Below are 25,851 nucleotides of genomic sequence, written 5' to 3' on the forward strand. Positions count from 1 at the left end.
TTTAATTCTTGGTTATTCCACCTCGGAGAGGTGCGAAATGTGAGCTGTAAGGTTTAAAATTAAACCGAACAGTCGGTTTTTAGGGGTGCCATGATGAGGACAGATAAAGGACAAAAAAAGAAGCAATATATTTTAGCACAAGCGCGTCAGCTATTTATTCAAAAAGGTTATGCCGCAACATCGATGGAAGAGCTTGTTCATTTTAGTGGTGTGAGTAAAGGGAGTATTTATTATCATTTCAAGAATAAGATCGATCTGTTTACGGAAGTACTTTTCCAGCATTGGGATGAGTGGACAACACAATGGTATGAAAAAGAAAAGGATTATCAATCATTTATAGAGAAATTGTACGGTGTTGCCATACATTATGCAGAAGACTTTCAACACCCGTTAGTTCAAGTATCAGAAGAATTCTTTTTGCGCCATTCTGATATGTCGATGGTGAGTGAGATGATGAAGAAAGCCGGGAAGCAGCATCGGGAAATCTATGCAAGCATTTTTGCTGAAGCGATAGCAGAAGGGCAAATCAAAGGTGAGTCACCTGAGGAGTTGGCGGTCATTTTTGGCGGTTTATTGGATGGGCTCGGAACGTTGTATTATGAAGGGCGTGAATTAAAACCTTTCTATCGTAAAGGTGTGAAGTACTTTTTAGAGGGGGTGCTTGCTCGTGGATAAATAGCACCGGAATGTTTGAGAAAAAAGTATTTCCACATAAATATGAGGTTGTCATAGAAATATACGAGTGGAAGGTGTTGAAGAAATGAATGGTGAAAAACGCAGTGCAGAGTGGGCGATTGAAGCTAGCGGTCTTGTGAAAACGTTTGGTGAAAAGCGAGCAGTCGATGGCATTGATTTACGGGTGAAAAAGGGCTCTGTTTACGGGTTTTTAGGACCAAATGGTGCCGGCAAAACAACGACGGTACGCATGCTGGCGACCCTTTTAAAGCCAGATGCGGGAGATGTACGTATTTTTGGTCATGACTTGATGAGAGAAACTGCGGCCGTTCGTAAGCGCGTTAGCTTAACAGGGCAGTTCGCTTCAGTAGATGAAGAGATTACTGGATTAGAAAACTTGAAGATGATCTCAAAATTAATGGGTTATAAGGGGAGAGAAGCAAAGGCACGGGCTCATGAGTTGTTAGAGGCATTTGATTTGACAGAAGCAGCGAAAAAGCAAGTAAAAACGTATTCTGGCGGGATGCGTCGGCGCATTGATATTGCTGCAAGTCTTGTGGTTGCACCACAGTTACTATTTTTGGATGAGCCGACAACTGGACTGGACCCACAAAGCCGGAAGCAAGTGTGGGAGATTGTTCAAGCATTAGTGGACAATGGGACAACGGTGCTATTAACTACGCAATATTTGGATGAAGCAGACCAATTGGCAGACCGCATTGCTGTGATTGACCATGGAAAAATTATTGCTGAAGGAACAAGTGGAGAACTGAAGGCTTCGGTTGGAACAGGGATGTTGCACATTCGGCTGCAACATCGTGATGATCGCGTGCGTGCACAAGAAGCACTAAAACGGGCGCTCAACTGCGACGTTCATCTTCCTTCTGACCAAGCGATGTTGTCAGCACGCATTTCTGATCCAGAAAAAGTAGCGCAAGCGTTACTACAATTGACACAAAGTGGTGTAAAAGTGGCGGACTTCTCCTTTGGACAGCCGAGCTTGGATGAAGTGTTTTTAGCACTCGTCGGTCATGAAACCGGTGTAAAAGATGCGGATGAAGAGGGGGCAACTTCATGAATCAGAAGAAAAAAGACATGATGAACGTATTCACGTCATCGGCGCGACCAACGCCACCCAATGCACTAACAGCTTCATGGACATTTGCTGGGCGGGCGTTATTAAAAATTAAGCATGTGCCGGAGCAATTGTTTGATATTACCGCTTTCCCCGTCATCTTTTTATTGATGTATACGTATCTGTTTGGCGGGGCTATCGCTGGATCACCAGGGGAATATTTGCAGTACCTTTTGCCTGGTATTTTAGCGATGACGGTCGTTATGATTACAATGTACACGGGTATCGATTTAAATAAGGATGTCACAAAAGGAGTGTTTGATCGTTTCCGCACGCTACCTGTATGGCTCCCGTCAGTTCTTGTGGGTGCAATGCTTGTTGATGCGGTTCGCTATACAGTTGCCTCAACGATTATGGTGTCACTCGGTCTTGTGTTAGGCTTCCGACCAGAGGGGGGCTTCATCGGTGTGCTCACAGCTGTCGGCTTGTTAATCATTTTTTCCGTCAGTTTGTCATGGATATGGACGATGTTGGGGCTCATTATGAGGTCAGAACGGTCATTGATGGGTGTCAGTATGATGGTGATGTTTCCGCTTACTTTTATGAGTAATGCATTCATTGATCCTAATACACTCCCATCTTGGTTGCAAGGCTTTGTGGAGTGGAACCCGATTTCTATTTTAGTGAGTGCAATCCGTGGATTGATGCATGGTGTAGACGTCGCAAATGATATTTGGTTAACATGCATCATTTCTGTGGCGTTCACAGCAATTTTTGCGCCGATTACGATGGCTTTGTATCGGAAGAAAAAATAATGAATATCCTACAAGTTTTGTCAAAGTAGATGTTGAAAAAGATGAGCGATAGCGGGAGTGATCTCCTTTTCGCTCATTTTTTTGAAACTTTATCGTAATAGTGCTTGTCAAGAGAGGGAATATCGTGTACTATTGAGCTATTACACTAGGTATAAGGAGGTTCAAGTGTTTAGAAGAAGTTTAAACATACGTTATTATTTAAAAAGCAGGAGTGTGAAAAACGAATGAAATGGTTATTAAATGGACTATTGAAGAGAAACCTTGTCGTTGCTTTAGCAGTTATTGCAACGATTGTATTTGGCGCTTGGGGGGCATCGAAGCTTGATATGGAATTAATGCCGGAGATGAGTATTGATCAAGCGGGCGTCACGTTGTATGCAGGAAGTATGAGTGCACTGGAGTTAGAAGAGGTTACGAAAGAATTAGAACAGCAAATAGACAGTTTGGATGACGTTGATACGTATTATTCAACAACATCAGATGGGCTCATAGAATTGTCAGTAGTATTTAAAGAAGGCACGGTTGATGACGCATATCCAGCATTGGAACAGGTTGTGAAAAGTGTTGAAAGTGATCATGCAAAAGTGACCGAATCTATTACGTATTCTGCTATGGGCACAGGAGACAGCTATTTTTTAAACTTTTACGGGGAAAATCTTGACGAGCTCTCACAAAAAGCACGTCAAATGATTAAACCACGATTTGAAGCGTTAGATGAAGTAGGCTCAGTGACGGTATCAGGCGCGGTGAACCGTGAAATCACATTAAAGTGGGATGACACAAAGTTACGAGAAAAAGGGGTTGAGCCACTTTCAATTGCGCAACGACTAGAAGAAGAAAACATAGGCGGCGTACTAGGTTCAATCAACGCTGGTGATGAGCAGGTACAAATACGGTGGGAAGAAGAAATCACCAATGAAGAGACATTAAAAGAGATTAAAATTCGGACGAATAATGGCATCGAACCTTTAGGCGATTTAGTAACGTTCTCGGCAGAGGGTTTGGATGACGGGGCGGCAATGGTGTGGTATAACGGTGACACCAATTATTTATCGATTCAGCTTGCTCCGTCTGAGAGTGCGACAGATGTTTCACTTGCTGAGGCAGCACGAAAAGAGTTAAAAAAGATTCAAGATGAGGATGTGCTCGGTGAAGCGCAATTAACGGAAATGATTGCAGCGGGGGATTTTATTACCGATTCAATTGATAATGTCTGGATGAATGTTTTAATCGGTGGTGCACTTGCACTTGTCATTTTGCTTTTGTTCTTACGGCATGTACGGGCAACACTCATTATGGCAATCGCAATTCCAACATCCATTTTGCTAACGGTTGGGTTAATGTGGCCAATGGGATACACGATCAATATGCTGTCCTTAATGGGGCTAGGTCTCGGAATTGGTATGATGGTCGATGCAGCGATTGTCATTTTAGAGTCGATTTTCAAGCAAATGCAAAATGGTGTTTCACGTAGAAAAGCGGTGATCGATGGGACAAGAGAAGTTGCCTCAGCGGTTGTGGCATCGACATTGACGACAGTGGTTGTCTTCATTCCAATTGCCATTGTTGGTGGACCGATGTGGGGAATTATTCTTGTACTGGGATTGGTCATTGCCATTGCACTCATTAGTTCAGTTGTCATCTCTTTTACGGTGATTCCTGTGCTATCGAATTTATGGTTAAAAAAATCAGTTAAGCATAAACAACATCGGACGAAAGCGCAAGTTGTATATGCGGCGTTATCTGGCTGGGTTACGGGGCGCATGTGGCGCAGCATTGTCGTGATCATCTCGTTCTTTATCATGTTTATCGTTTCTTTAGTACTTATCTTTGTGATTCCAAAAGGTCTCTTTCCGACGGAGGGCGGACGTGAAGTACAAGTGATGGTGACACTTGAAGATGGCGTCTCGGCATCAGAGCGAGAAAAAACGGCTGAAGCGATGAACGAACTAATGAAAAACGTTGAGGGTATTGATGAAAATTTGATCATAGCAGTATCGAATGAGATGCTACAAGTGATGATCACATTGCCACCTGAAGCGACATATGACGAGGTTTACGAAGAAACCGTCAAACGATTTGAGTCTTTAGAAGAAAAGCACCCGATTGTTTCTGTTGGCGATCTAATGGGTGGTGGCGATATGACTGGTAGCGGCGCATTGTCTGTTACGATACAAGGAGAATCGCTAGAGACATTGACAAAAGTTGGAGATGAGTTAGTTGCTGAGCTAGAAAAAAATGATGACCTGCGCAATGTCGGTCATTCGATGGAAAAACAAGTCCAAACTTTCCATGTCAATGTAGACGAAAAAGCGCTTGAAGGCGCGGGGATGGTCCCATCAGAAGCGCGTGAGGCGATCCGTTTACTGTTTGATAAGCAGCCAATTGGCATGATACAGAGTGAGCAAGGTGAAGAAGTGTCGGTTTATTTAGCGCCAGCAGAGAAAATTGAAACAAAAAAACAGTTGGAAGAGACGGAGTGGATGACACCAGAAGGGCTGCGTCCATTATCTGACTTTGTCAGTCTTGAAGAAAAGACTGCACCGCAACAAATTGCTCATGAAGATGGTGAAAGAACGTTAACGGTAAGTGGTGAGTACCCAGTAATGGCAATGGATTTAGGGGCGGTGCGTGCGCTCACAAATGAAGCGGTTTCTGCGATCGATGTACCAGATGGTTATGAAGTCATACAAGGTGGTGACCTAGAAGAATTAGAGCAAGCGGAACAAGATATACTCATGATTCTAGGTGTAGCGGTTTTCTTGGCTTTCGTAGTGATGGCAGTGCAATTTAATAGTATGATTCAACCGCTGATGGTGATGTCGGTGATCCCAGTGTCAATTACAGGTGTGCTTTTAGGGCTGTTTATATTCCAGCAAGAATTAAACATTTTGTCTGGAATCGGGATGGTGATCTTAGTTGGGATCATCTTGAACAATGCCATATTACTTGTGACACGCATTAACCAGTTACGTGAAGAGGGTATGTCGCGTCACGAAGCACTCGTACAAGCTGGTGTAGACCGCTTGCGTCCAATCTTTATGACGACGCTCACGACCGCGGGAGGGATGTTACCACTTGCGCTGGCGATAGGTGGATCAAGTAGTTATCAAGCGCCCCTCGCAATTGCGATCATTTCTGGGTTGTTGTTTGGGACACTCATTACGCTCTTGCTCATCCCAGCTGTGTATTTAGTTGTCGACACGATTGTTTCGTGGGTAAAGCAGTTATTCACAGGAAAGAAACAGGGAAATAATCTTGTTTAGTCTTAAATAGAATGATGTGTAAGCTGTTCAAAAAGTCATTTGTAATGACTTTTTGGGCAGTTTTTTATGCTTCCCAAAAACACATCGTTCACTAGGATCGTGTATTTTGAATGGTGACTTAGGAAACCCTGAGGTTAGTATGGTGAAAGATCGGCAACACAGAAAAAAATCGAACATTTAAATATATAAATGATACTTTGTTCGTATTTTTATTGACGTCTTGTAGGTGAGCTGTTATACTGACGATGGATTGCGACATAGAGTGGAGGTATATAGATGTCTTCAGTAGTGGTAGTAGGTACACAGTGGGGCGATGAAGGAAAAGGAAAGATTACGGACTATTTATCGGAGAAATCAAATGTTGTTGCCCGGTATCAAGGTGGAAATAATGCGGGACATACAATTGTGTTTGGTGGAGAAAAATATCAGTTGCATCTCATTCCTTCAGGGATTTTTTATCCAGAAAAAACGTGTGTCATCGGGAATGGGATGGTTATTGATCCGAAGGCACTTGTGGAAGAACTTGCTTATTTACATGAAAGAGGGGTTTCAACCGATCACTTGCGGGTTAGTAACAGGGCGCATGTGATTCTTCCCTATCACATTAAATTAGATGTTGTTGAGGAAGAAAGAAAAGGTGCAAATAAAATTGGGACGACAAAAAAAGGGATTGGCCCTGCTTATATGGATAAAGCAGCACGAATTGGTATTCGTATTGCGGACTTGTTAGAAAAAGATACGTTCCGAACGAAAGTAGAAGCGGTACTCGCGGAGAAAAATCGCCTGTTTGAGAAGTATTATGAAACAGAAGGATTTGATGCGAATGAGATTGTTGAAGAATATGTTGCCTATGGGGAGCAGATTGCGCATTATGTGACGGACACTTCGGTTGTATTAAACGATGCACTTGATGCGGGTGCGCGTGTACTGTTTGAAGGAGCACAAGGGGTGATGCTTGATTTGGATCAAGGAACATATCCATTTGTGACGTCGTCAAACCCTGTGGCTGGTGGTGTGACAATTGGATCAGGTGTAGGACCAGCTAAAATTGATCGCGTTGTGGGTGTGTCAAAAGCATATACGACCCGTGTAGGGGATGGGCCGTTCCCGACAGAACTAACGAATGAGATTGGTGATCGTATTCGTGAAATAGGTCGAGAATACGGTACAACAACAGGGCGTCCACGACGTGTTGGATGGTTTGATGCCGTCGTTGTTCGTCATGCACGGCGTGTGAGTGGGATCACCGACCTGTCATTAAACTCAATTGATGTCTTAACAGGCATTGAAACGCTTTATATTTGTACAAGTTATCGTTATAAAGGAGAAATTTTAGACGCATTTCCAGCGAGTTTGAATGTGCTTGCTTTGTGTAAACCGGTGTATGAAGCGTTACCTGGTTGGCATGAAGATATTACTGGTGTGAAAACATTAAATGAGTTACCGGAAAATGCCCGCCGCTATGTCAAGCGTGTTTGTGAGCTCGTGGGTGTGCCACTCAGCGTGTTTTCGGTTGGACCGGACCGTGATCAAACGAATTTGGTAAAGGATATTTTTTCTTAAGAGAAGAATGATGCATTGGAAGCGGAGGGGGAATTGTTTGCATCTTCGCTTTCCAATCGTTGATCTCGTCGAGAAAAGTCATTTATCGGAGATATTTTTCATAAAAGGGTTGCAACAGCTTTTAAGCTGTGGTAATATAAATTTTGTCGCCTGAGCGTTTTGTGCGTCGATGATAATGTTTGAGTCATTAGCTCAGTTGGTAGAGCATCTGACTTTTAATCAGAGGGTCGAAGGTTCGAATCCTTCATGACTCACCATTTTACTTTTGTGGCCCGTTGGTCAAGCGGTTAAGACACCGCCCTTTCACGGCGGTAACACGGGTTCGAATCCCGTACGGGTCACTTTTTTGAGTAAAGAGGTTATATTTAGCCTCATATGGTCCGGTAGTTCAGTTGGTTAGAATGCCTGCCTGTCACGCAGGAGGTCGCGGGTTCGAGTCCCGTCCGGACCGCCATTTTTATAACAAATACATAAGGCTCGGTAGCTCAGTCGGTAGAGCAACGGACTGAAAATCCGTGTGTCGGCGGTTCGATTCCGTCCCGAGCCACCATGTATAAGCCGGCCTAGCTCAATTGGTAGAGCAACTGACTTGTAATCAGTAGGTTGGGGGTTCAAGTCCTCTGGCCGGCATTGACAGAAAAAGAAAGCGAGTGGACCACATAGGTGGTGGCTCGCTTCTTTGCTTATATTGAGCGCAGATCGCATGCTGACCTCTTTGAATGGGCATCTTATCCTTATCCCCAAATAAGGAGGGCTCGAAAAATGAAAGAGAAAGAAGAAAAGCAGTTGCATTTCAACGAAGAAATGGGCGAAGAGCTGACGCAGGCACAATTACGTGCATCTTATGAACAAGGCACGATTGAAGAGAGAAATGAAACACCGAAAGCTTGATGGAGCAGCACGCCTTGTGAAACGATCACAAGACGTGCTTTTTATTATACGTAAGCATTCACTGTTTCCCCACCATACCACGAAAAGAAACGCCCATGTGCGTCTGTGTCGGCAATTTTTTCACTGTAAGTCTGTCCTGCGATGATGGCATCGAGACGCAAGGCATCATCAAAGATATTGTTATAAACGTGGAAAATGTCACGTGCTTGCCCGATGTGTGTAATGGTATCAAGGAGCTGTTGTCTCGTCTCTTTTGTCATTTGATTGGCTACATGCGTATGGAACACACAAAGTGTTGTATCTTGTGGTATCGTTGCTGCAATATCAGCTAGCAACGTGACACCGTTTCCTTCAATGAGTTGGAGCTCATGGCGGTGGTTATTGACGTAAGCGACAGCTTGTTCGAACAACTGGCGACGTTCATGGTGCTCGGGCCAAATGAGTGCCCATAGCCACGCAGTATCTTCGTCATTTGCCGGGTCATTGATATGCAAGTCTAAGCCGATACGTGTCGTGACAGGTGGGGTGTCTTGACTGATCAATGAGGTCAGATCTCCTTTGTGTACATCGGCAGAAAGATGAACAGAGGATGTCGTATTGCCAACGTGACCGATGGAAGGATAAGCATAATGGTAGCGATCCCAAAATAGTTGCAAGCCAGCGCTTGTGCCAATTTCAATGAGTGCAAGTGGTTTCTGGGTTTTTTGGTAAATATAAGAAAATGTTGGGTATAAGTAAACGCAGCGCCTGACTTCATTTGTTTGGACAAGTTTTGTCTCAAGTAGGGGGCGAATTGCTTCCTCGTATTTTAAGCAAAATGTTTTAAAAGCAGGGAAGGAACTCTCTGGCGCTTTTGGGTTTTGGGCAAAGCTTGGGTAGTATTGATAAAGCGTATCATCTGGATATTTGTTTAATGTATACTGAACAGCAGCGAAGAGTAAATTGGCGACAGGTTGCCCCGTCTGTACGTGCATACACAGCGTGAGTAGTTCATGATCTTTCGCAATCTCACGGCTTAAGGACGCATATAATGGGCTGGATGAAACACATTCTGTGTTGGCAAAGACAATGAATCGTTTAGATAATAGGTTGATATCCACTTCTATCGCTCCTTCCATATTTGCAATCGCTTTCATTGTAACATATGTAGAGAGGTGTAAGGTCATTTGATGGACTAATTCGGAGATTTTGGATTATTTCTTACCCCATTGCGCTTACTTGTGAGCGTGGTACAATGAGAATTCTAAAGTAATTTTTTTGGGGTAAAACGTTGATGTGTGACGCCATTAAAATCGCTTGGAATTGGAGTGGAAGGGACTTGGATCAGATGAGGCGGAAAGTGTATGTGTTAGCGGTGTTGCTCGTAATTCTAGTAGTGAAAAGTGTTGCAGTTTTTTCAGTAGGACCATTTGACAATGCGACGAAGCAGGCGGCTGTGCCGGTGACAAAGGCAGTAGAGAAAGAAAAGGTTGAAAAAAGTGCTTATCCGGGCTTAGATATTACGACGGTGACAACGCAAGGGGAACGATACACATCTTCCATCAGTAAGCCAAAGACGGAAAGCGAGAAGATCAATAAGGAAGTTCACACTTGGATCGAAACGCAAGAGAAAGAATTTCTCGACACTGTTAAAATGAACGCGGAAGCTTTAAGAGAAGAACCCGCCCATTTAAATATTAATGTAAATATTAACAAGGTAACAGATGATATTTATAGTCTTGTGTTTCATTCTTACCAATACGTTGGTGGCGCGAATGGGCAAGAATTTATGCAGACGTTTATTATTGATATTAAAGGTGATCGTATCCTTCATATTGAAGATGTCATGGACATTGATGATGAGGTGCGTAAGCATATCCATGAACTTGTGAAAGCGCAATTGCAAAAAAAGGAAGAGGACTATTTTCAAGTATTTTATGATGACCTAGAAACGGTGTTAGCCGAGCCGTCAACGTGGAAGTGGGCACTCGATCATGATACATTTTCGCTTTACTTTGATTCCTATGCCGTCGCCGCAGGGGCAGCTGGGGCGATTCATGTTGAGATTCCAACAGAAGAGATTGTGCTCTACTTAAAAGATGATATTGCTGACCAATTGTATTTAGCCGAGGAAAAACAAGAGCGAAAAAAGGCTGTTGAGCAAGAGCAGGCGGTACTCGATCCCGAGGGCAAGTATGTCGCGCTTACCTTTGACGATGGTCCACATCCAAATGTGACGCCGTCTGTGCTTGAGACATTACAGCAGTTTGATGCACGGGCGACATTTTATATGATTGCGACGCAAGTGTCAGTATATCCAGACTTGGCAAATGAAGTGGCACTCCAAGGGCATGAATTAGGAAATCATTCGGTTAATCACCTGGATATGACAAAATTATCGTCTGCGAAAATAGCAGATGAACTAGAAAAAACGAGCGCTGAAATTGAAAAAGCCACAGGTCTCCAGCCGAAAACGATGCGTCCTCCTTATGGGGCATATAATGAGGCGTTACTTTCAGTCGCAGAGACGCAGCAACTACCGGTTATTAATTGGTCTGTTGATTCACTTGACTGGAAGAGTCGCAATGCGGCAGCGGTGAAGCAAGAAGTGTTAAATCACGTTCATAATGGGGCGATCATCTTAATGCATGACATTCATCCATCTACAGCGGAAGCATTACCGGATGTGATGTCGGTGCTTGAGGAAGAAGGATACGAATTTGTCACTGTATCCGAACTGTTATCGCTGCAAGACAATGCCAATGTAGGCCCGTATACAAACAAAAAATGAAAACATGCACGTTGGGTAAAAGTTGTCCCAACGTGCTTTTTCGCTTAGAATGGAGGTAACCATGTCTGTTTCTGTTTTCTATGTATGTTACACTGGAAGAGACGAAGCGGAGTTTTCAAGTTTTTAAACGCGTTTCACGCTGTTTTAATTGTTTTCTCACGTTGAAGAGGAGGCTCCTTAATGGACAAACATATTCTTGTTGTAGATGACGAAAAACCAATTGCAGATATATTAAAATTTAACTTGGAAAAAGAGGGTTTTCATGTTACGTGCGCGTATGATGGAAATGAAGCACTCGCGCAGGTGGAGGAGCGCCTGCCCGACCTTATTTTGCTCGATATTATGTTGCCGTTCAAAGATGGGATTGAAGTATGTCGTGAAGTGCGCAAGCAGCATGATGTACCGATCATCATGTTAACAGCAAAAGATTCAGAGATCGATAAAGTGCTCGGCTTAGAATTAGGTGCAGATGATTATGTAACAAAACCATTTAGTACGAGGGAATTATTGGCACGTGTAAAGGCTAATCTACGCAGACAACAAGTAACAGAAGAAGAGTCAGACACAAATCAAACAGCCATCATGATTGGTGATTTAACCATTTCTCCAGAGGCATATCAGGTGAAGAAGCGGGGAGAGGCGCTTGACTTGACGCATCGTGAGTTTGCGTTGATTCATTATTTGGCGCAACATTTAGGACAGGTGCTCACGCGCGAGCATTTACTGCAGGCTGTGTGGGGGTATGACTATTTCGGCGATGTGCGTACTGTTGATGTTACAGTGCGACGTTTGCGAGAAAAAGTTGAGGATAACCCGAGTTATCCGACATGTATTATGACACGGCGTGGGGTGGGCTATTATTTGGCGACGCCAGAAAGCCAGGAGCAGGAATAAATGGAACAAAAGGTTGGTTTTTTTAAGTCGATTCGTTTCAAACTTATTGTAATTTATGTGTTGCTGATTGTCATTGCGATGATGATTGTGAGTGTGTATTTTTTACGTGAATTAGAAAATAGATTAGTCGGCAATTATACGACGGTGTTAAAAGACCGTGCAAAAATGGCACAGATGACTGCGGCCGAATACTTATTGGATTCGGATAACGCAGAACTAGAGATCATGTTGAAAAATATTTTTCCTGCTGAAAGTGATGCTCCTGTACGTGCACAAGTGATTAGTAAAGATAATACGATATTGGCCAGTTCATTTGACGATGATGCAAAGTTCATAGGTCAAAAAACAAACAAACCGATTATTAAGCGGGCGTTAGATGCCAGACCTTTTCCAGAGTTCTCACTTCGTCTCAAGCCAAAAGATAAGAGGCGTTATTTAGTTCAAGCAATGGATGTACGTGCGGGTAAAGGTGAAGTGATAGGTGCAGTTTATATTGAAGCACCAGTGGAGCATGTGTATGAACAAGTGCAAGATATCAACCGCATTTTCGTGTCGGGAACCGTCATCGCACTGATCATTACATCCGCGCTCATTGTTTTGTTGGCACGAACGATCACGTTGCCGATTATGGATATTCGTAAGCAAGCTTTACGGATGGGGAGAGGGGATTTTTCCAGACAAGTTCGTGTGTACAGTACAGATGAAATTGGTGAGCTCGCTGCTTCTTTTAATGAATTGACAAGTAAATTACATGTCACGACGCTTATGCGGGACCGTGAGCAAAAACGTTTGCGTTCTGTATTAAGTCATATGACAGATGGTGTGATTGCAACTGATCAGAGTGGCTCGATTATTTTATTGAATCGCCGGGCGGAGGAGTTGCTTGGTGTATCGCTCAAACACGTATTGAGGAAACCAATTATGAGTGTACTTCGTTTGGAGAATACACACCGTCTCGTTGATTTATATCACCGAGATAAGCCTATTTTATTGGACTTTAGTACTGACGAGGAATCATTTATGATTGAAGCCAATTTTTCTACCATTCAAGAAGAAGAAGGTCCAATCAATGGCTTTATTGCTGTTTTACATGATGTCACAGAGAAAGAGAAAATTGAGCGTGAACGACGTGAGTTTGTTGCAAATGTTTCTCACGAGTTACGTACACCATTAACAACGCTTAAAAGTTATTTAGAAGCGTTAGCAGATGGTGCGCTAAGTGATGAGGAAATTGCACCACGTTTCTTAGAGGTAACACAAAATGAGACGGAGCGCATGATTCGTTTAGTCAATGATTTATTACAACTATCGAAAATTGATGCAAAAGATTATCGTCTCACGCTCAGCTCCGTAGAATTAGGTGCTTTTTTGCATGGCGTGATTGATCGATTTGACATGATTGTTAAGGATGAGAACATTACGTTTGTCCGACGTATAGCTCGGCAACCGTTATATGTGCGGATGGACGCCGATAAAGTCACGCAAGTGCTTGACAATGTTATTTCAAACGCGATGAAATACTCTCCTAAAGGAGGAAATGTTGTTGTCACGTTGTTGCAGCGAGGAAAGCAGGCACAAATAAGCATTTCTGACCAAGGGTTAGGTATTCCAAAAGAAGCACAAGAAAAAGTATTTGATCGTTTCTATCGTGTTGATAAGGCACGTGCACGGAATGTCGGTGGGACAGGACTGGGTTTGGCGATTGCACAAGAATATATTCAGGCACACGATGGGGAAATATGGATATCGAGTGAGTATCAAAAAGGGACAACCGTGTATATTACATTGCCCTATACGTTTAAAGGAGGGAGAGGATGAGGTACGAACGACTCAAAACACTAGTCCTCATCTCATTGGTGGTGCTTAGTGGTTGGTTAACTTACCAGCTGTGGATATTCCAACCAAAAATTGACGACTTAGACATGGGGAAAGACGATAAAGGTGCAGACCATGTGCGTTTAGGAGACCAAAGAAAGATCGTTGATTTGTTGCGTCCGTCGCAAATGGTCATTCACAGCGGACCGTCTCAGTATTATTTGATAAACAGCAAAGAAAAATCTGAAAAGTTATTGAGCGATATCAAAAAAAGTAAATGGGTAGAAATGGCGGAGAATGTGGATGAGATGCCCTCAGAGGGAATTGAAGTCATTTTTCCTGTGTCAGTTCCAGTGACAATGTTGTTTGAACAGTCAAACGTAGAAGAAGAAATTGGCTTTGTGAAAGAGAAAGTATTGGATCGTTTATTCTTATATGAGGATGAAAAGAAAGATGCTGTCTTGATGCAGTTTACTAGCGACAACGAGGATGAGGTCCATACAGTTAGTATAGAGATGAGTCGGGCACATTTTGAAGCGTATTTAGCGGTGGATGAAAAGAGCGAAGTACATGCAGAAATTGGAGGAGGAGACGTTCAAGAAGACACATTCTCACCTCGCTGGTATGTGACCGCTGAAGCGATCGAGATGGATCGGTATGAAAGGTATATAGATCGGTTGTCCGCGGACGGGATGACGAAACTGTTCTTGGAAGACGGCGTGATTACAAAAGGGAATGTAAACGGGAATAGAATCTCAACTGACGGTCGACGTACAGTGACTGTTGATGCAGTCCAAAATTTTTTAGAGTATGATTATCAATTATCCGTAGAGTCAGATGGAGAGCCTGACACTCATATTTTAGAATCAAGTGTGTCTTTTATTAATCTTTTTGGTGGTTGGACAGATCAATATATGGTTGGTCATTGGACGATGAACACGTATGGTGGTGAAGTTGAGTTTTATTTGTACGATAATGGGTATCCTATTTTTCCATATCCTGGGATGAACGAGCCAATGAAGATGTGGATAAAGCGTGAAGGGACAAGTGTTAGAAGGTATGAGCGCCCGCTAATTAGACTCGGTCAGTCGATACAAATAAGTAAGCCATTAATGTCACCAGGTGTGGATGTGCTTACGGAGTTAGATCGCCAAAAAGTGACTGTAACTGATTTAAAATTAGGGTATGACGTGAAACTGAGTGTGGAGGCTGATCGTCTCATTTTTGAGCCGAGGTGGTTTTATAAAGACGATGATGGCGTTTGGCATCGTTTCTTGTGGGATTAGGAGGCAAATACATGAACTGGACACGGACGAAATCGATTTTTATTGTGACATTCTTTTGCTTAAATGTTTTTTTAGCATGGCAATTAATGGACAAAGTGGGTCGTAGTCAAATTGGTGTGTTTGATCCAGATAATATTGAGACGCGCTTAAAAGAAAACAATATTAAAGTAGCGGATGTGCCAGAAGAGATTGGGAATATGCGCGAGTCTGGTTCTGTTTTAAAAGGAACATGGGAACCATTTACAGAAGATGATGTAAAGTCATTGGTCGCTCAAAAAGCTAACAGGATAGCAGACAATTGGTGGATTGAATCGACCTTTGACTCACCTATTGACATTACGTCAGATGAAGAGAATGGCTATACAGCTTTTTTAAGCACGTATATTTACAAAGGGCTTAGTTATACATTTTCCAGTAAAGATGAAGATTCTATATACTTTGATCAGAAATTTAAACAACAACGTACCGTTGTACCTGAAGGAGCACCGCTTGAATTGTATTTGAATGATAATAATCAAGTGACCGGGTACGTGCAGCGCTATTATGACTTTGACATTACTGTAGGTGGTCGTGATGCACTCAAGTATTTGCAGGCGCTTGAAGTGCTATTGGACAAGCAACATTTACGGAGAAACGATCATGTTACGCATATTGAATTGAGTTATTATCAGATGAGGACAGAGCGATTTTCAGAGACAGAGTATTTTATCCCTGCTTGGACAGTAGAAATCGAAAGAGAAAGCGGTGGAAAGAAGCGCAATGAAACGTACTTAGTAGATGCAATATCTGGTGTTGTTTATCAATGGCCATTGGAAAGCACGATAGGCGGAGAATTGGAACAAGTGGAAGAAGGTAAAATAAATCCGTTTGATCGAGTAGATGAATATAGAGAGGGGGGGAACCGATGAGTCTGCGCTTTAGCGTGCTAGCGAGTGGTAGTACGGGCAATGCGATGTACGTGGAAACATCACAGACGCGTTTATTAATTGATGCGGGATTGACAGGAAAAAAGATGAATGCACTATTTGCTGAGATTGACCGTGATCCAGCGACGTTAGATGCTATTTTAGTCACTCACGAACATCAAGATCATATTAAAGGTGTTGGGGTGTTTGCGCGAAAATACCAACTACCAATCTATGCGAATGAGAAAACGTGGCAGGCAATGTCGAAAGCGCTTGGACAGTTATCGGGAGAGCAGCAGTACCTTTTTGCGCAGGGGGAGGTACGTGACTTTTGCGATTTAGAAGTTGAATCGTTTCCTGTTTCTCACGATGCGGCCGATCCGATGTTTTATATTTTTCGTCATGGTGGAAGGAAGCTGGTGCTTGCGACAGATATGGGCTATGTAAGCGAGCGGATAAAAAAAACGATTGCAGGTGCCCATACATATGTGTTTGAAGCAAATCATGATTTAAACATGTTACGTGTCGGACGTTACCCATGGAATGTGAAACGCCGTATTTTAAGTGACGTTGGGCACGTGTCTAATGAAGATGCGGCAGTAGCTTTAAATGAAGTCATTGATACGGAGACGTCCAGTGTTTACTTGGCACATTTAAGCTTGGATAATAACATGAAAGAGTTGGCACGAATGACGGTTGAACAAACACTGTCACAAGAAGGGCACCGTGTTGGCGAAACCATTCATTTATTTGAAACAGACCCTTTTAAATCGACACCTTTGTCTATTGTGTAAGCAGAGATTTTATTGGCGAACAGAATATGGGTTTTCATAAAAAATCGTCTAAATGTACCCACGATTGTGCACAACGGCTTATATCGAGGTATAATAGGTGCATGAAGAATGGAAAAATGAAAATGTGATAAGGTTGGTTTAAGTAGCCGACAGTTACTTTAGACAAACAGCATGTAAGAAAGGGGTTGTCATACATGGGTTATTATGATGAACATGATGAAAGACAAACTTCTCGGCAGAGACCAGTAAAACGGTTGTCTGGTTTATCGGCCTTTGGTGGGGCGATCATTGGTGGGGCGCTTGTGCTCATTGCTTCCCCGGTGATGTCTAGTTTAGGATTAGGCATGAACGATGAGAAACAGTCATCTCAGTTACCAGAGACAACGATTGAATCTGGTTCTGGTGATGTGATTAATGTAGACATTCGTTCTGCTGTGACGGAAATTGTGAGCAAGGTTTCTGATGCGGTAGTCGGTGTGATCAACTTACAAGAGGCAGGTGTGTTTGGTTCAGAGGCCAGTAGTGAACAAGGAACAGGTTCCGGTGTGATTTATAAGAAGGCTGGCGACAACGCGTTTGTAGTGACGAATCAACACGTAATTGCAGGAGCTTCTGAAGTAGAGGTTGCTTTAACCGACGGTAAGCGTGTACCGGCACGGGTTGTGGGTGAAGACCAGTTAATGGATTTGGCAGTTTTAGAAATTGAGGGAAAGCATGTAGATACAGTCGCCAAGTTTGGCAACTCTGATGACCTTCAAGTAGGTGAGCCAGCGATTGCCATTGGCAATCCACTTGGGCTTGAGTTTGCTGGTAGTGTGACGCAAGGGATTATTAGTGCAAAGGAACGGAGTATTCCTGTAGACCTAAATGGTAATGGACAAATTGATTGGAATGCAGAGGTACTACAAACCGATGCCGCGATTAATCCCGGGAACAGCGGGGGGCCACTCATTAATATGAATGGAGAAGTCATTGGTATCAACTCAATGAAGATTGACGGGGATGCGGAAGGATTAGGTTTTGCCATTCCGTCTGCCATTGTACAACCAATCTTAGCTGATTTGGAAGAGCATGGAGAGGTAAGGCGGCCGGCGCTAGGCATTACGTTGCGCGCATTGAATGAAATTCCGAGTTCGTATTGGCAGGAAACATTTAAACTTCCAGAAGACGTAACAGGCGGTATTGTTGTCATTGGGGTTGCGCCAAATTCTTCTGCTGACAAAGCGGGTTTGAAAGAGCGAGACGTTATTGTAGAAGTTGAAGGAGAAGCGGTACAGAGTGGTCAAGAGCTCCGAAAAATTTTGTACGCAGAAAAGTCTATTGGTGACAAAGTGACGTTGACTTTCTATCGTGAAGGAAAGAAAGAAACAGTTGAAGCTACGCTCATTGAGCAGCAAGATGTGTAATAGAGATAAATAAGAAATGCCCCGTTGATGCACGCAATGTGAGTATCGCAACGGGTCATTTCTATGTTAAAATGTTTGACAGATGCTAAGAGCTTTGATAAGGGGGCAAGTGACTGTGTTGTATGCATGTCAAGAACATGTGGAACTAGCGCTTGATGTTGCAGTCGATACATATGAATGCGCACCAATAATGGAAAAACTTGAACAAAGTGAAGAGATGCCGTTAACGTGTATGTATTGTGCTGATGTTGCGACCTATAAGGTATTGAAAAAATAACTGTGGATATGTTGATAACCTATGTGGACAAATGATAAATCCATGTATAATAAGGGTTAATCTATGAGTTAAATGTGCATATCTTTTACGTTATCCACAGAGTTCTTACAAAAAGAGAGAAGGAAGGATGAGTTGTCAACAGGTGGATATCACAGTTTTGGCTGTCGGTAAGTTGAAGGATAAATACTTACGAGTGGGTATTGAAGAATATAAGAAGCGGCTTGGTGCATATGCTAAGATTCGTGAGATGGAAGTATCTGACGAAAAAGCGCCTGAACATTTGTCTCAAGCTGAGATGGTGCAAGTGAAAGAAAAAGAAGGGGTACGGTTACTTGCAAACATTGCGCCTGATGCTTATGTCATTGCGCTTGCGATTGAAGGGAAAATGAAAACGAGTGAGCAATTAGCAGAGAACATGTCAAAGTTAGCATTGCATGGGAAAAGTAAAATGGTGTTTTTAATTGGTGGGTCCCTTGGATTGTCCGATGCTTGTCTCCAGCGTGCAGATGAGCAATTGTCGTTTTCAAAATTGACATTTCCTCACCAGTTGATGCGACTCATGTTGCTGGAACAAGTGTATCGTAGTTTTCGGATCATGAGGGGTGAGCCTTATCACAAATAGAAGGCGCGGGTATTGGGCAGCGCTCATGAGGAAAATAGTAAACGATAGAGCACAGCGAGATATTCGTTGTGCTCTTCAAATTAAGTTTTTTTATTCGTCGCTTTCATTCCAACCTTCTTCACTCATTAGTGCAAGTGTATTGCCTTCGGTGTCTTGAAAAAATGTCATCCAGGTGGCAGTGTCGCCTATTTTTGCAACAATGTGCGGTTCATCAACAAAAGAAACCCCTTGCTTGGTCAGGCGAGTATATGCATCGTGAATACTTTCGATGTGAAAGTAAAGCACAGAACTGGCATGTGCAAATGCTTCTTTTTCCGATAACGTGAGCATGAGGCGGAGGTCGCCACAGCGAAGAAATGCCATGGTGTCTGTTTCGAATAATAGTGGTAATGAAAGTGTGTTGGTGTAAAAATCCCGTGCACGTGCTAAGTTCGAGACCGGGACGCCAATTTGTCCAATGTTCATGAAGATCAGCTCCTTTCCATACAGCATAACATTGACTAAAGATTACAATCAATTATGTGTCTAGAACTTTTTTTGCGGGCGATAATAAAGTAAGAGGGTAGAGGTTGAATTTTTTTTGGAGACCGTCTATAATAATAGTCAAAGATAGTCAAAGTCAAAGAAGGGGAGGTGGAATGTTGCGTAATATTACGGATCTCATTGAGCATTATTTAAAAACCATGCTTACGCGCAGTGGAGATTCACTGTTGGAAATTAAGCGCAGCGAGCTGGCAAAGCAATTCCAATGTGTTCCTTCCCAAATTAATTATGTTATTCGTACTCGTTTTACCGTGGAAAAGGGTTATATGGTTGAGAGTAAACGTGGCGGTGGCGGATACATTCGCATTCAAAAAGTAGAGGCACATGACGATGTGGCTTTATTCGACCATTTAAGTCAGCTCGTTGGAGAAAAGATTGACCAGCAGACGGCTGAAAATATTGTTGTGCGTTTACTTGAAGAAAAAGCAATTACGAGGCGGGAAGCGAATATGATGTTAAGTGCGCTTGATCGCACACATTTTAAACTTTCTGTTGCGCACCGTGATCACATTCGTGCCAACCTATTAAAGGCAATGCTGCAAGTGCTAATGTATGAATAACACCGTTCACATGAGGGGGCGAGCGATATGATGTGTCAAGAATGTCAAGAGCGACAAGCGACATTACATTTTAAAAAGGTGATTCAAGGGGAAAAGACGGAAATACATTTATGTGAGCAATGCGCCCAAGGGAAAGGAGATGGATTGCTCGGAGGGGATCATTTCTCCGTTCATCATTTATTTTCCGATTTATTTCATTCGGAAGGAAGCAACCAAGCGGAGCGTAGACAATTCCAGACAAAAACAGCGTGCAGACAGTGCGGCATGAGTTATGATCAATTTCGTAATGTCGGTCGATTTGGTTGTGCTCGTTGCTATGAAGCGTTTGCTGATAAATTGCCAGCTGTGTTTAAACGCGTGCAGACTGGAAATGAACGGCATCAAGGCAAGATTCCGCGCCGCATTGGGAAGTCATTGCAAATTGAACGTGAAATTACTGGATTGCGCACGCACCTTGCAAGCCTTGTGGCACGTGAAGAATTTGAAGAAGCGGCGCGTGTGCGTGATGAAATTAAACAATTAACGCTTCAAATGGAACAGGCGCGAGAGGAGGAGTCATCATGAGTGTAGAGCGATTTTTAGCACATGCACTTAGCCCGTGGATGAAAGTGGCAGGCACCGATGATGACATTGTGCTAAGTAGCCGTATTCGATTAGCACGCAATATTCAAGACTATTCGTTCCCTTTACTTGCCTCGGAGGAAGAGGCTGCTGCTGTAGTGAAGCACGTACAAGAAGTGTTTCAAACGAGCGAAGAAGGGACATTGACAGGGGCACAGATCATTGCAATGGATGAGCTTGAAGCAAATGAGAAGCGTATGCTTGTTGAAAAACATCTCATTAGTCCACATTTGGCGGAACGGTCCCATCATGGTCTCGTCCTTTTAAGTGCAGATGAATCGTTGAGTGTGATGGTCAATGAAGAAGACCACTTGCGTATTCAATGCATGTCACCTGGTTTTTCTCTGGAACAAAGTTTTCAGGCAGCAAATGCAATGGACGACTGGCTAGAATCGCATATGACGTATGCGTTTGATGAGCAATATGGCTATTTAACAAGTTGCCCTACAAACGTTGGTACGGGATTGCGTGCGTCGGTGATGGTTCATTTACCGGCGCTCGCGATGACACAGCATTTACAACAAATTTTGCCGGCAATTAACCGATTTGGTCTTGTTGTTAGAGGAATTTACGGTGAGGGTAGCGAAGCTTTAGGTAACCTCTTTCAAATATCGAATCAACTGACGCTAGGAAAAACAGAAAGTGATATGATCACAGACTTGCAAGGTGTTGTAAAGCAACTGATTAAACAAGAACGTGAAGCACGTGAGGCACTTTGGCAACATTCACAGTTGAAGTTGTCAGACAGGGTGATGCGTTCTCTAGGCATTTTGACGCATAGTTACATGATTGATTCAAAAGAGGCGACTCGTCGCTTGTCGGATGTGCGTCTAGGTGTGTCTTTAGGTTTAATTGATCGTATATCACTTGACATGTTGAATGAACTTGTCATTTTAACGCAACCTGGATTTTTACAGCAATATGCACAGATGGTGCTTACACCAGAGCAAAGAGATGAAAAACGCGCTACGCTTATTCGTGAACGGTTAAAACTTTCTTAAAAAACTGTGGGGGTGGTAGAAATGATGTTTGGACGATTTACAGAACGTGCACAAAAGGTATTAGCGTTATCACAAGAAGAAGCGGTACGTTTAAATCATTCTAACGTTGGAACAGAGCATATTTTATTAGGTCTTATCCGTGAAGGAGATGGCATTGCTGCAAAAGCGTTACAACAATTAGGTCTTGGCTCTGAGAAACTGCAGCGTGAAGTAGAGGCGCTCGTCGGCAAGGGGCAGGAATCAAAGCAAACTGCGGGTGGAACAGCTCATTATACGCCGAGAGCAAAAAAAGTCACAGAGCTTTCAATGGATGAAGCACGTAAACTTGGTCATTCTTACGTTGGAACAGAGCATATTTTATTAGGACTCATTCGCGAAGGAGAAGGGGTGGCTGCACGCGTATTAAATAATTTGGGTGTAAGCTTGAATAAAGCGCGTCAGCAAGTGCTGCAACTACTTGGTAGTAATGAAGGCGGTTCTTCTTCACAATCAAACGGCGTGGCAACGAATGCGAACACACCGACACTGGACGGATTGGCACGTGACTTAACGGCGACAGCGCGTGAAGAAACGCTCGATCCAGTCATTGGGCGTAGCAAAGAAATTGAGCGTGTCATTCAAGTGCTCAGTCGCAGAACCAAAAATAACCCTGTGCTAATCGGTGAGCCTGGTGTCGGAAAAACAGCCATTGCGGAAGGGCTGGCACAAGCGATTGTGGCAAATGAAGTACCAGAAACATTACGGAACAAGCGGGTGATGACACTCGACATGGGGACAGTTGTCGCTGGTACAAAGTATCGCGGTGAGTTTGAGGATCGCTTGAAAAAAGTGATGGAAGAGATTCGGCAAGCAGGAAACGTCATTTTATTCATTGATGAGTTACACACGTTGATTGGTGCAGGTGGTGCGGAAGGCGCAATTGATGCCTCCAACATTTTAAAACCGTCTCTTGCGCGTGGGGAGTTGCAATGTATTGGGGCAACAACAATTGATGAGTATCGTCGTTATATTGAAAAAGACGCAGCACTTGAGCGACGTTTCCAACCGATCCAAGTAGCTGAGCCGACTGTAGATGAGTCCATCCAGATTTTGCATGGGTTGCGTGACCGCTACGAGGCGCACCACCGTGTCACAATTACAGACGAAGCCATTGAAGAGGCGGTGAAACTATCAGACCGCTACATTTCAGACCGCTTTTTACCAGATAAAGCGATTGACCTTGTTGATGAAGCTGCATCGAAAGTGAGACTACGCTCTTATACGGCGCCGCCAAATTTAAAGGAACTCGAATTGAAGCTAGAAGAAACACGAAAAGAAAAAGATGCGTCTGTGCAAAGCCAAGAATTTGAGAAAGCGGCGTCGTTGCGAGACTCGGAACAACGGTTGCGAGAAGAGTTAGACGAAATGAAGAATGAATGGAAGAAAAAGAAAGGTCAAGAGAACACCGAGGTTGTGCCAGATGATATTGCTCAAGTTGTGGCGAGCTGGACGGGAATCCCTGTCTCTAAGCTTGCGGAAGAAGAAACAGCGCGCTTACTGCGGATGGAGTCCATCTTACATGACCGTGTTGTCGGGCAAGAAGAAGCAGTTAAATCGATTTCTAAAGCAGTACGCCGTGCCCGTGCAGGTTTAAAAGATCCGAAACGACCAATCGGTTCCTTTATTTTCCTTGGCCCGACAGGCGTTGGAAAGACAGAGCTTGCGCGTGCAGTGGCAGAAACGCTGTTTGGTGATGAAGATGCGGTTGTGCGCGTCGACATGTCTGAGTATATGGAGAAGCATGCAACGAGTCGTCTTGTTGGTTCGCCACCCGGTTATGTTGGGCACGAAGAAGGTGGACAATTGACGGAAAAAATTCGTCGGAAGCCATATTCGGTCATTTTGTTAGATGAGATTGAAAAAGCCCATCCAGATGTCTTTAATATGTTGTTACAAGTATTGGAAGATGGGCGTCTGACGGATTCCAAGGGACGCACCGTTGATTTCCGCAACACGGTTGTCATTATGACTTCAAACGTAGGAGCATCACAACTGAAGCGCAATAAATACCTCGGTTTTACAACAGAAACAGAAGGACGCGAATATAAAGATATGAAAGACCGCGTCATGACAGAGTTGAAAAACAGTTTCCGTCCAGAGTTTTTAAACCGGATTGATGAGATCATTGTATTCCATTCGCTCGAGAAGAAACATGTGAGGGAAATTATGGAGATGATGACCGAGACATTGCGGACCCGCTTGCGAGAGCAGGGCATTGACTTTGACCTGACAGATGAGGCGAAGGACAAAATTGTCGAGCTTGGTTTTGATGCAGATTATGGTGCCCGTCCACTCCGTCGTGCATTGCAGCGTGAAGTTGAGGACCGCTTGTCAGAAGAATTGTTAAAGGGCACGATTATAAAAGGACAAAAAGCGCTCATTTATGTAGAAGACGACAAGTTAGCAGTGAAAATGATGGAAAAAACGAGCGTATAGACGACATGTGCGGTACGCCTGCTAAGAAGTTGCCTTACTTTGTAGGCAGCTTCTTTTTTTTAAAACCAATTTTCTGGTACACTAGAGGAAATGGAGAAAACTGTACATTTATATAGAGCGATGTGTTGCTGCGTGATAGACAAAAATTGGTGAATGGACTTCCAGTGTAGCTACGCATGCCCGATATACATTGAAATGCAAAGGGAAGCGAGGGACTGGAAGATGGCAAAAGTAAAAACAACCTTTTCATGTCAAGACTGCGGCTATGAAACCCCAAAATGGTTAGGGAAATGCCCTGGCTGTATGAGTTGGAATACAATGGTGGAAGAAATACAGGCCCCATCAAAAAACCATCGTAGTTATGTCACCTCACAACATACAGTACAAAAAGCCCAACCTATTACTGCTGTTGAAAGGGAAAAAGAGGCTCGTATTTCAACAATGATGGTCGAACTAGACCGTGTGCTTGGTGGCGGCATTGTGCCAGGCTCGCTTGTGCTCGTTGGCGGTGATCCTGGGATTGGAAAGTCGACGCTCTTATTACAGCTGTCGGCAAAATTAGCCGAGCGAAAAGCACGTGTGCTATACATTTCTGGTGAAGAATCGGTCAAACAAACAAAATTACGGGCCGATCGTTTAGGTCTCTCGTCAAATGAACTGTATGTGTTAGCGGAGACAGATGTGACACGCATTGAGCAGGCATTAGATGAAGTGAGTCCCACACTTGTGGTCATTGATTCAATTCAAACGGTTTATCGAGATGAGATCACATCCGCACCAGGGAGTGTGGCGCAAGTACGCGAATGTACAGCTGCGTTTATGCGGATGGCTAAAACACGTGGGATCGCCATTTTTATTGTAGGTCACGTGACAAAGCAAGGTGCCATTGCTGGTCCAAGGTTGTTAGAGCACATGGTTGACTCTGTTTTATATTTTGAAGGGGAACGCCATCATACGTATCGCATTTTGCGGGCAGTAAAGAACCGGTTTGGTTCGACCAATGAGATGGGCATTTTTGAAATGAAAGAGTTAGGGTTAGAAGAAGTAAAAAACCCTTCGGAAATTTTTTTAGCTGAGCGTTCGGAAGGTGCAGCTGGCTCCGTTGTTGTGGCTTCAATGGAAGGGACGCGACCCGTTTTAGTAGAATTACAAGCGCTGATTGCACCGATGGGATTCGGAAACCCACGTCGTATGGCGACGGGACTTGACCATCACCGGGTGTCGCTTTTAATGGCTGTATTGGAGAAACGTCTTGGTATGTTACTGCAAAACCAAGATGCTTATTTAAAAGTCGCGGGGGGTGTGAAGTTAGACGAGCCGGCCATTGATTTGGCTGTTTGTTTAAGCATTGCATCGAGTTTTCGCGATCGTGTGGTGAGCCCGTTAGATGTTGCTGTTGGTGAGGTCGGATTGACTGGAGAGATTCGACGTGTGTCTCGGATTGAACAACGGATTCAAGAAGCAGCCAAACTCGGTTTCAATCGAATTTTAATTCCAGAAAAAAATATCGGCGGCTATACAGTACCCAAAGGCATTGAAGTCATTGGTGTGGCTACGCTAGAGACAGCACTAGCTGTCGCATTAGGGAGGTAGGTTA

Annotated in this window: 22 protein-coding genes and 5 tRNA genes; 25 read left to right on the top strand and 2 right to left on the bottom strand. The window is 43.5% G+C overall.

From position 1 onward, the window contains the following. The first annotated feature begins 93 nt into the window (after positions 1–93). The 11 genes from NSQ26_RS11320 to NSQ26_RS11370 all read left to right on the top strand — a co-directional run bounded on the left by NSQ26_RS11320 (position 94) and on the right by NSQ26_RS11370 (position 8,285). Positions 94–675, top strand: coding sequence for a TetR/AcrR family transcriptional regulator (locus tag NSQ26_RS11320; RefSeq protein ID WP_176763887.1), 582 nt, complete (start codon positions 94–96; stop codon positions 673–675). A gap of 85 nt (positions 676–760) precedes the next feature. Next, a complete protein-coding gene (locus NSQ26_RS11325) occupies positions 761–1,753 on the top strand; it encodes an ATP-binding cassette domain-containing protein (RefSeq protein ID WP_090776300.1) in 993 nt (330 codons plus the stop codon). Then, a complete protein-coding gene (locus NSQ26_RS11330; RefSeq protein WP_090776192.1) occupies positions 1,750–2,565 on the top strand; it encodes an ABC transporter permease in 816 nt (271 codons plus the stop codon). Before NSQ26_RS11325 ends, NSQ26_RS11330 begins: the two co-directional genes overlap by 4 nt. 224 nt (positions 2,566–2,789) lie before the next feature. Next, positions 2,790–5,831 (top strand): efflux RND transporter permease subunit, encoded by a 3,042-nt coding sequence (locus NSQ26_RS11335; protein ID WP_499718216.1) that lies wholly within the window; start codon positions 2,790–2,792, stop codon positions 5,829–5,831. 276 nt (positions 5,832–6,107) lie between these two features. Continuing rightward, positions 6,108–7,394, top strand: a complete 1,287-nt coding sequence (locus tag NSQ26_RS11340) for an adenylosuccinate synthase (protein WP_499718217.1) — start codon at positions 6,108–6,110, stop codon at positions 7,392–7,394. Between the two features lie 181 nt (positions 7,395–7,575). Next, a tRNA-Lys gene (locus NSQ26_RS11345) sits at positions 7,576–7,651 on the top strand. Between the two features lie 12 nt (positions 7,652–7,663). After that, a tRNA-Glu gene (locus NSQ26_RS11350) sits at positions 7,664–7,735 on the top strand. A 36-nt stretch (positions 7,736–7,771) separates the two neighbouring features. Next, a tRNA-Asp gene (locus NSQ26_RS11355) sits at positions 7,772–7,848 on the top strand. A gap of 20 nt (positions 7,849–7,868) precedes the next feature. Beyond that, positions 7,869–7,944: transfer RNA gene (locus NSQ26_RS11360), tRNA-Phe, on the top strand. Between the two features lie 7 nt (positions 7,945–7,951). Beyond that, positions 7,952–8,024: transfer RNA gene (locus NSQ26_RS11365), tRNA-Thr, on the top strand. A 132-nt stretch (positions 8,025–8,156) separates the two neighbouring features. After that, a complete protein-coding gene (locus tag NSQ26_RS11370; protein WP_281241414.1) occupies positions 8,157–8,285 on the top strand; it encodes a hypothetical protein in 129 nt (42 codons plus the stop codon). A gap of 44 nt (positions 8,286–8,329) precedes the next feature. Here the strand turns inward: NSQ26_RS11370 and NSQ26_RS11375 are convergent, their stop codons facing one another. After that, the gene (locus tag NSQ26_RS11375; RefSeq protein ID WP_499718218.1) at positions 8,330–9,385 is read right to left on the bottom strand and encodes a DUF2332 domain-containing protein; all 1,056 of its coding nucleotides are present in this window, start codon (positions 9,383–9,385) and stop codon (positions 8,330–8,332) included. A 227-nt stretch (positions 9,386–9,612) separates the two neighbouring features. Here NSQ26_RS11375 and NSQ26_RS11380 point away from each other — a divergent pair, with 227 nt between their 5' ends. From NSQ26_RS11380 to rlmH, 9 genes are all read left to right on the top strand, one after another. After that, positions 9,613–11,055 carry a polysaccharide deacetylase family protein gene (locus NSQ26_RS11380; protein ID WP_499720049.1) on the top strand — a complete coding sequence of 481 codons (1,443 nt, stop codon included), beginning with the start codon at positions 9,613–9,615 and terminating at the stop codon, positions 11,053–11,055. Positions 11,056–11,235: 180 nt separating this feature from the next. Continuing rightward, positions 11,236–11,949 (top strand): response regulator YycF, encoded by a 714-nt coding sequence (gene yycF / locus NSQ26_RS11385; protein WP_090776197.1) that lies wholly within the window; start codon positions 11,236–11,238, stop codon positions 11,947–11,949. Next, complete coding sequence (gene walK / locus NSQ26_RS11390) at positions 11,950–13,767, top strand: cell wall metabolism sensor histidine kinase WalK (protein WP_090776198.1); 1,818 nt, start codon at positions 11,950–11,952, stop codon at positions 13,765–13,767. Continuing rightward, positions 13,764–15,050: a YycH family regulatory protein gene (locus NSQ26_RS11395; protein WP_499718219.1), complete on the top strand. Its 1,287-nt coding sequence runs from the start codon at positions 13,764–13,766 to the stop codon at positions 15,048–15,050. The genes walK and NSQ26_RS11395 overlap by 4 nt, the downstream gene beginning before the upstream one ends. A gap of 11 nt (positions 15,051–15,061) precedes the next feature. Further along, entirely contained in the window at positions 15,062–15,958 is an 897-nt protein-coding gene (locus NSQ26_RS11400) for a two-component system regulatory protein YycI (protein ID WP_090776200.1), read from the top strand. Beyond that, entirely contained in the window at positions 15,955–16,749 is a 795-nt protein-coding gene (locus tag NSQ26_RS11405; protein WP_090776201.1) for an MBL fold metallo-hydrolase, read from the top strand. Before NSQ26_RS11400 ends, NSQ26_RS11405 begins: the two co-directional genes overlap by 4 nt. Positions 16,750–16,943: 194 nt before the next feature. Next, a complete protein-coding gene (locus NSQ26_RS11410) occupies positions 16,944–18,155 on the top strand; it encodes a S1C family serine protease (protein ID WP_499718220.1) in 1,212 nt (403 codons plus the stop codon). A gap of 115 nt (positions 18,156–18,270) precedes the next feature. Continuing rightward, entirely contained in the window at positions 18,271–18,432 is a 162-nt protein-coding gene (locus NSQ26_RS11415) for a CxxH/CxxC protein (protein ID WP_090776203.1), read from the top strand. Positions 18,433–18,559: 127 nt separating this feature from the next. Next, on the top strand, positions 18,560–19,054 hold the full coding sequence (gene rlmH / locus NSQ26_RS11420; RefSeq protein ID WP_437182639.1) for a 23S rRNA (pseudouridine(1915)-N(3))-methyltransferase RlmH: 495 nt from the start codon (positions 18,560–18,562) through the stop codon (positions 19,052–19,054). A gap of 90 nt (positions 19,055–19,144) precedes the next feature. On the opposite strand, the gene NSQ26_RS11425 is transcribed toward rlmH, so the two are convergent. Continuing rightward, a complete protein-coding gene (locus NSQ26_RS11425) occupies positions 19,145–19,519 on the bottom strand; it encodes a VOC family protein (RefSeq protein WP_499718221.1) in 375 nt (124 codons plus the stop codon). 176 nt (positions 19,520–19,695) lie between these two features. On the opposite strand from NSQ26_RS11425, the gene NSQ26_RS11430 reads away from it, so the two are divergent. From NSQ26_RS11430 to radA, 5 genes are all read left to right on the top strand, one after another. Further along, entirely contained in the window at positions 19,696–20,157 is a 462-nt protein-coding gene (locus tag NSQ26_RS11430) for a CtsR family transcriptional regulator (protein WP_090776302.1), read from the top strand. A gap of 27 nt (positions 20,158–20,184) precedes the next feature. Further along, positions 20,185–20,721: a protein-arginine kinase activator protein McsA gene (gene mcsA, locus NSQ26_RS11435; protein WP_090776205.1), complete on the top strand. Its 537-nt coding sequence runs from the start codon at positions 20,185–20,187 to the stop codon at positions 20,719–20,721. Beyond that, complete coding sequence (gene mcsB / locus NSQ26_RS11440) at positions 20,718–21,779, top strand: protein-arginine kinase McsB (protein WP_090776206.1); 1,062 nt, start codon at positions 20,718–20,720, stop codon at positions 21,777–21,779. The genes mcsA and mcsB overlap by 4 nt, the downstream gene beginning before the upstream one ends. A 21-nt stretch (positions 21,780–21,800) precedes the next feature. Further along, positions 21,801–24,254 (top strand): ATP-dependent Clp protease ATP-binding subunit, encoded by a 2,454-nt coding sequence (locus NSQ26_RS11445; RefSeq protein ID WP_499718222.1) that lies wholly within the window; start codon positions 21,801–21,803, stop codon positions 24,252–24,254. Between the two features lie 222 nt (positions 24,255–24,476). Then, positions 24,477–25,847: a DNA repair protein RadA gene (gene radA / locus NSQ26_RS11450; RefSeq protein ID WP_499718223.1), complete on the top strand. Its 1,371-nt coding sequence runs from the start codon at positions 24,477–24,479 to the stop codon at positions 25,845–25,847. The last annotated feature ends 4 nt before the right edge of the window (positions 25,848–25,851 follow it).

Source organism: Bacillus sp. FSL W7-1360, from assembly GCF_038592975.1.
Taxonomy (GTDB): Bacteria; Bacillota; Bacilli; order Bacillales; family Bacillaceae_D; genus Shouchella; species Shouchella lonarensis.

What these genes read in the sequence shown, in the direction of transcription:
- NSQ26_RS11400 (WP_090776200.1), top strand. Translation starts at nt 15,062, where the DNA reads ATGAACTGGACACGGACGAAATCGATTTTTATTGTGACATTCTTTTGC.
- NSQ26_RS11325 (WP_090776300.1), top strand. Translation starts at nt 761, where the DNA reads ATGAATGGTGAAAAACGCAGTGCAGAGTGGGCGATTGAAGCTAGCGGT.
- NSQ26_RS11380 (WP_499720049.1), top strand. Translation starts at nt 9,613, where the DNA reads ATGAGGCGGAAAGTGTATGTGTTAGCGGTGTTGCTCGTAATTCTAGTA.
- NSQ26_RS11320 (WP_176763887.1), top strand. Translation starts at nt 94, where the DNA reads ATGAGGACAGATAAAGGACAAAAAAAGAAGCAATATATTTTAGCACAA.
- mcsB (WP_090776206.1), top strand. Translation starts at nt 20,718, where the DNA reads ATGAGTGTAGAGCGATTTTTAGCACATGCACTTAGCCCGTGGATGAAA.
- NSQ26_RS11340 (WP_499718217.1), top strand. Translation starts at nt 6,108, where the DNA reads ATGTCTTCAGTAGTGGTAGTAGGTACACAGTGGGGCGATGAAGGAAAA.
- radA (WP_499718223.1), top strand. Translation starts at nt 24,477, where the DNA reads ATGGCAAAAGTAAAAACAACCTTTTCATGTCAAGACTGCGGCTATGAA.
- NSQ26_RS11405 (WP_090776201.1), top strand. Translation starts at nt 15,955, where the DNA reads ATGAGTCTGCGCTTTAGCGTGCTAGCGAGTGGTAGTACGGGCAATGCG.
- walK (WP_090776198.1), top strand. Translation starts at nt 11,950, where the DNA reads ATGGAACAAAAGGTTGGTTTTTTTAAGTCGATTCGTTTCAAACTTATT.
- NSQ26_RS11330 (WP_090776192.1), top strand. Translation starts at nt 1,750, where the DNA reads ATGAATCAGAAGAAAAAAGACATGATGAACGTATTCACGTCATCGGCG.
- NSQ26_RS11410 (WP_499718220.1), top strand. Translation starts at nt 16,944, where the DNA reads ATGGGTTATTATGATGAACATGATGAAAGACAAACTTCTCGGCAGAGA.
- yycF (WP_090776197.1), top strand. Translation starts at nt 11,236, where the DNA reads ATGGACAAACATATTCTTGTTGTAGATGACGAAAAACCAATTGCAGAT.
- mcsA (WP_090776205.1), top strand. Translation starts at nt 20,185, where the DNA reads ATGATGTGTCAAGAATGTCAAGAGCGACAAGCGACATTACATTTTAAA.
- NSQ26_RS11335 (WP_499718216.1), top strand. Translation starts at nt 2,790, where the DNA reads ATGAAATGGTTATTAAATGGACTATTGAAGAGAAACCTTGTCGTTGCT.
- NSQ26_RS11445 (WP_499718222.1), top strand. Translation starts at nt 21,801, where the DNA reads ATGATGTTTGGACGATTTACAGAACGTGCACAAAAGGTATTAGCGTTA.
- NSQ26_RS11370 (WP_281241414.1), top strand. Translation starts at nt 8,157, where the DNA reads ATGAAAGAGAAAGAAGAAAAGCAGTTGCATTTCAACGAAGAAATGGGC.
- NSQ26_RS11425 (WP_499718221.1), bottom strand. Translation starts at nt 19,519, where the DNA reads ATGAACATTGGACAAATTGGCGTCCCGGTCTCGAACTTAGCACGTGCA.
- NSQ26_RS11395 (WP_499718219.1), top strand. Translation starts at nt 13,764, where the DNA reads ATGAGGTACGAACGACTCAAAACACTAGTCCTCATCTCATTGGTGGTG.
- rlmH (WP_437182639.1), top strand. Translation starts at nt 18,560, where the DNA reads ATGAGTTGTCAACAGGTGGATATCACAGTTTTGGCTGTCGGTAAGTTG.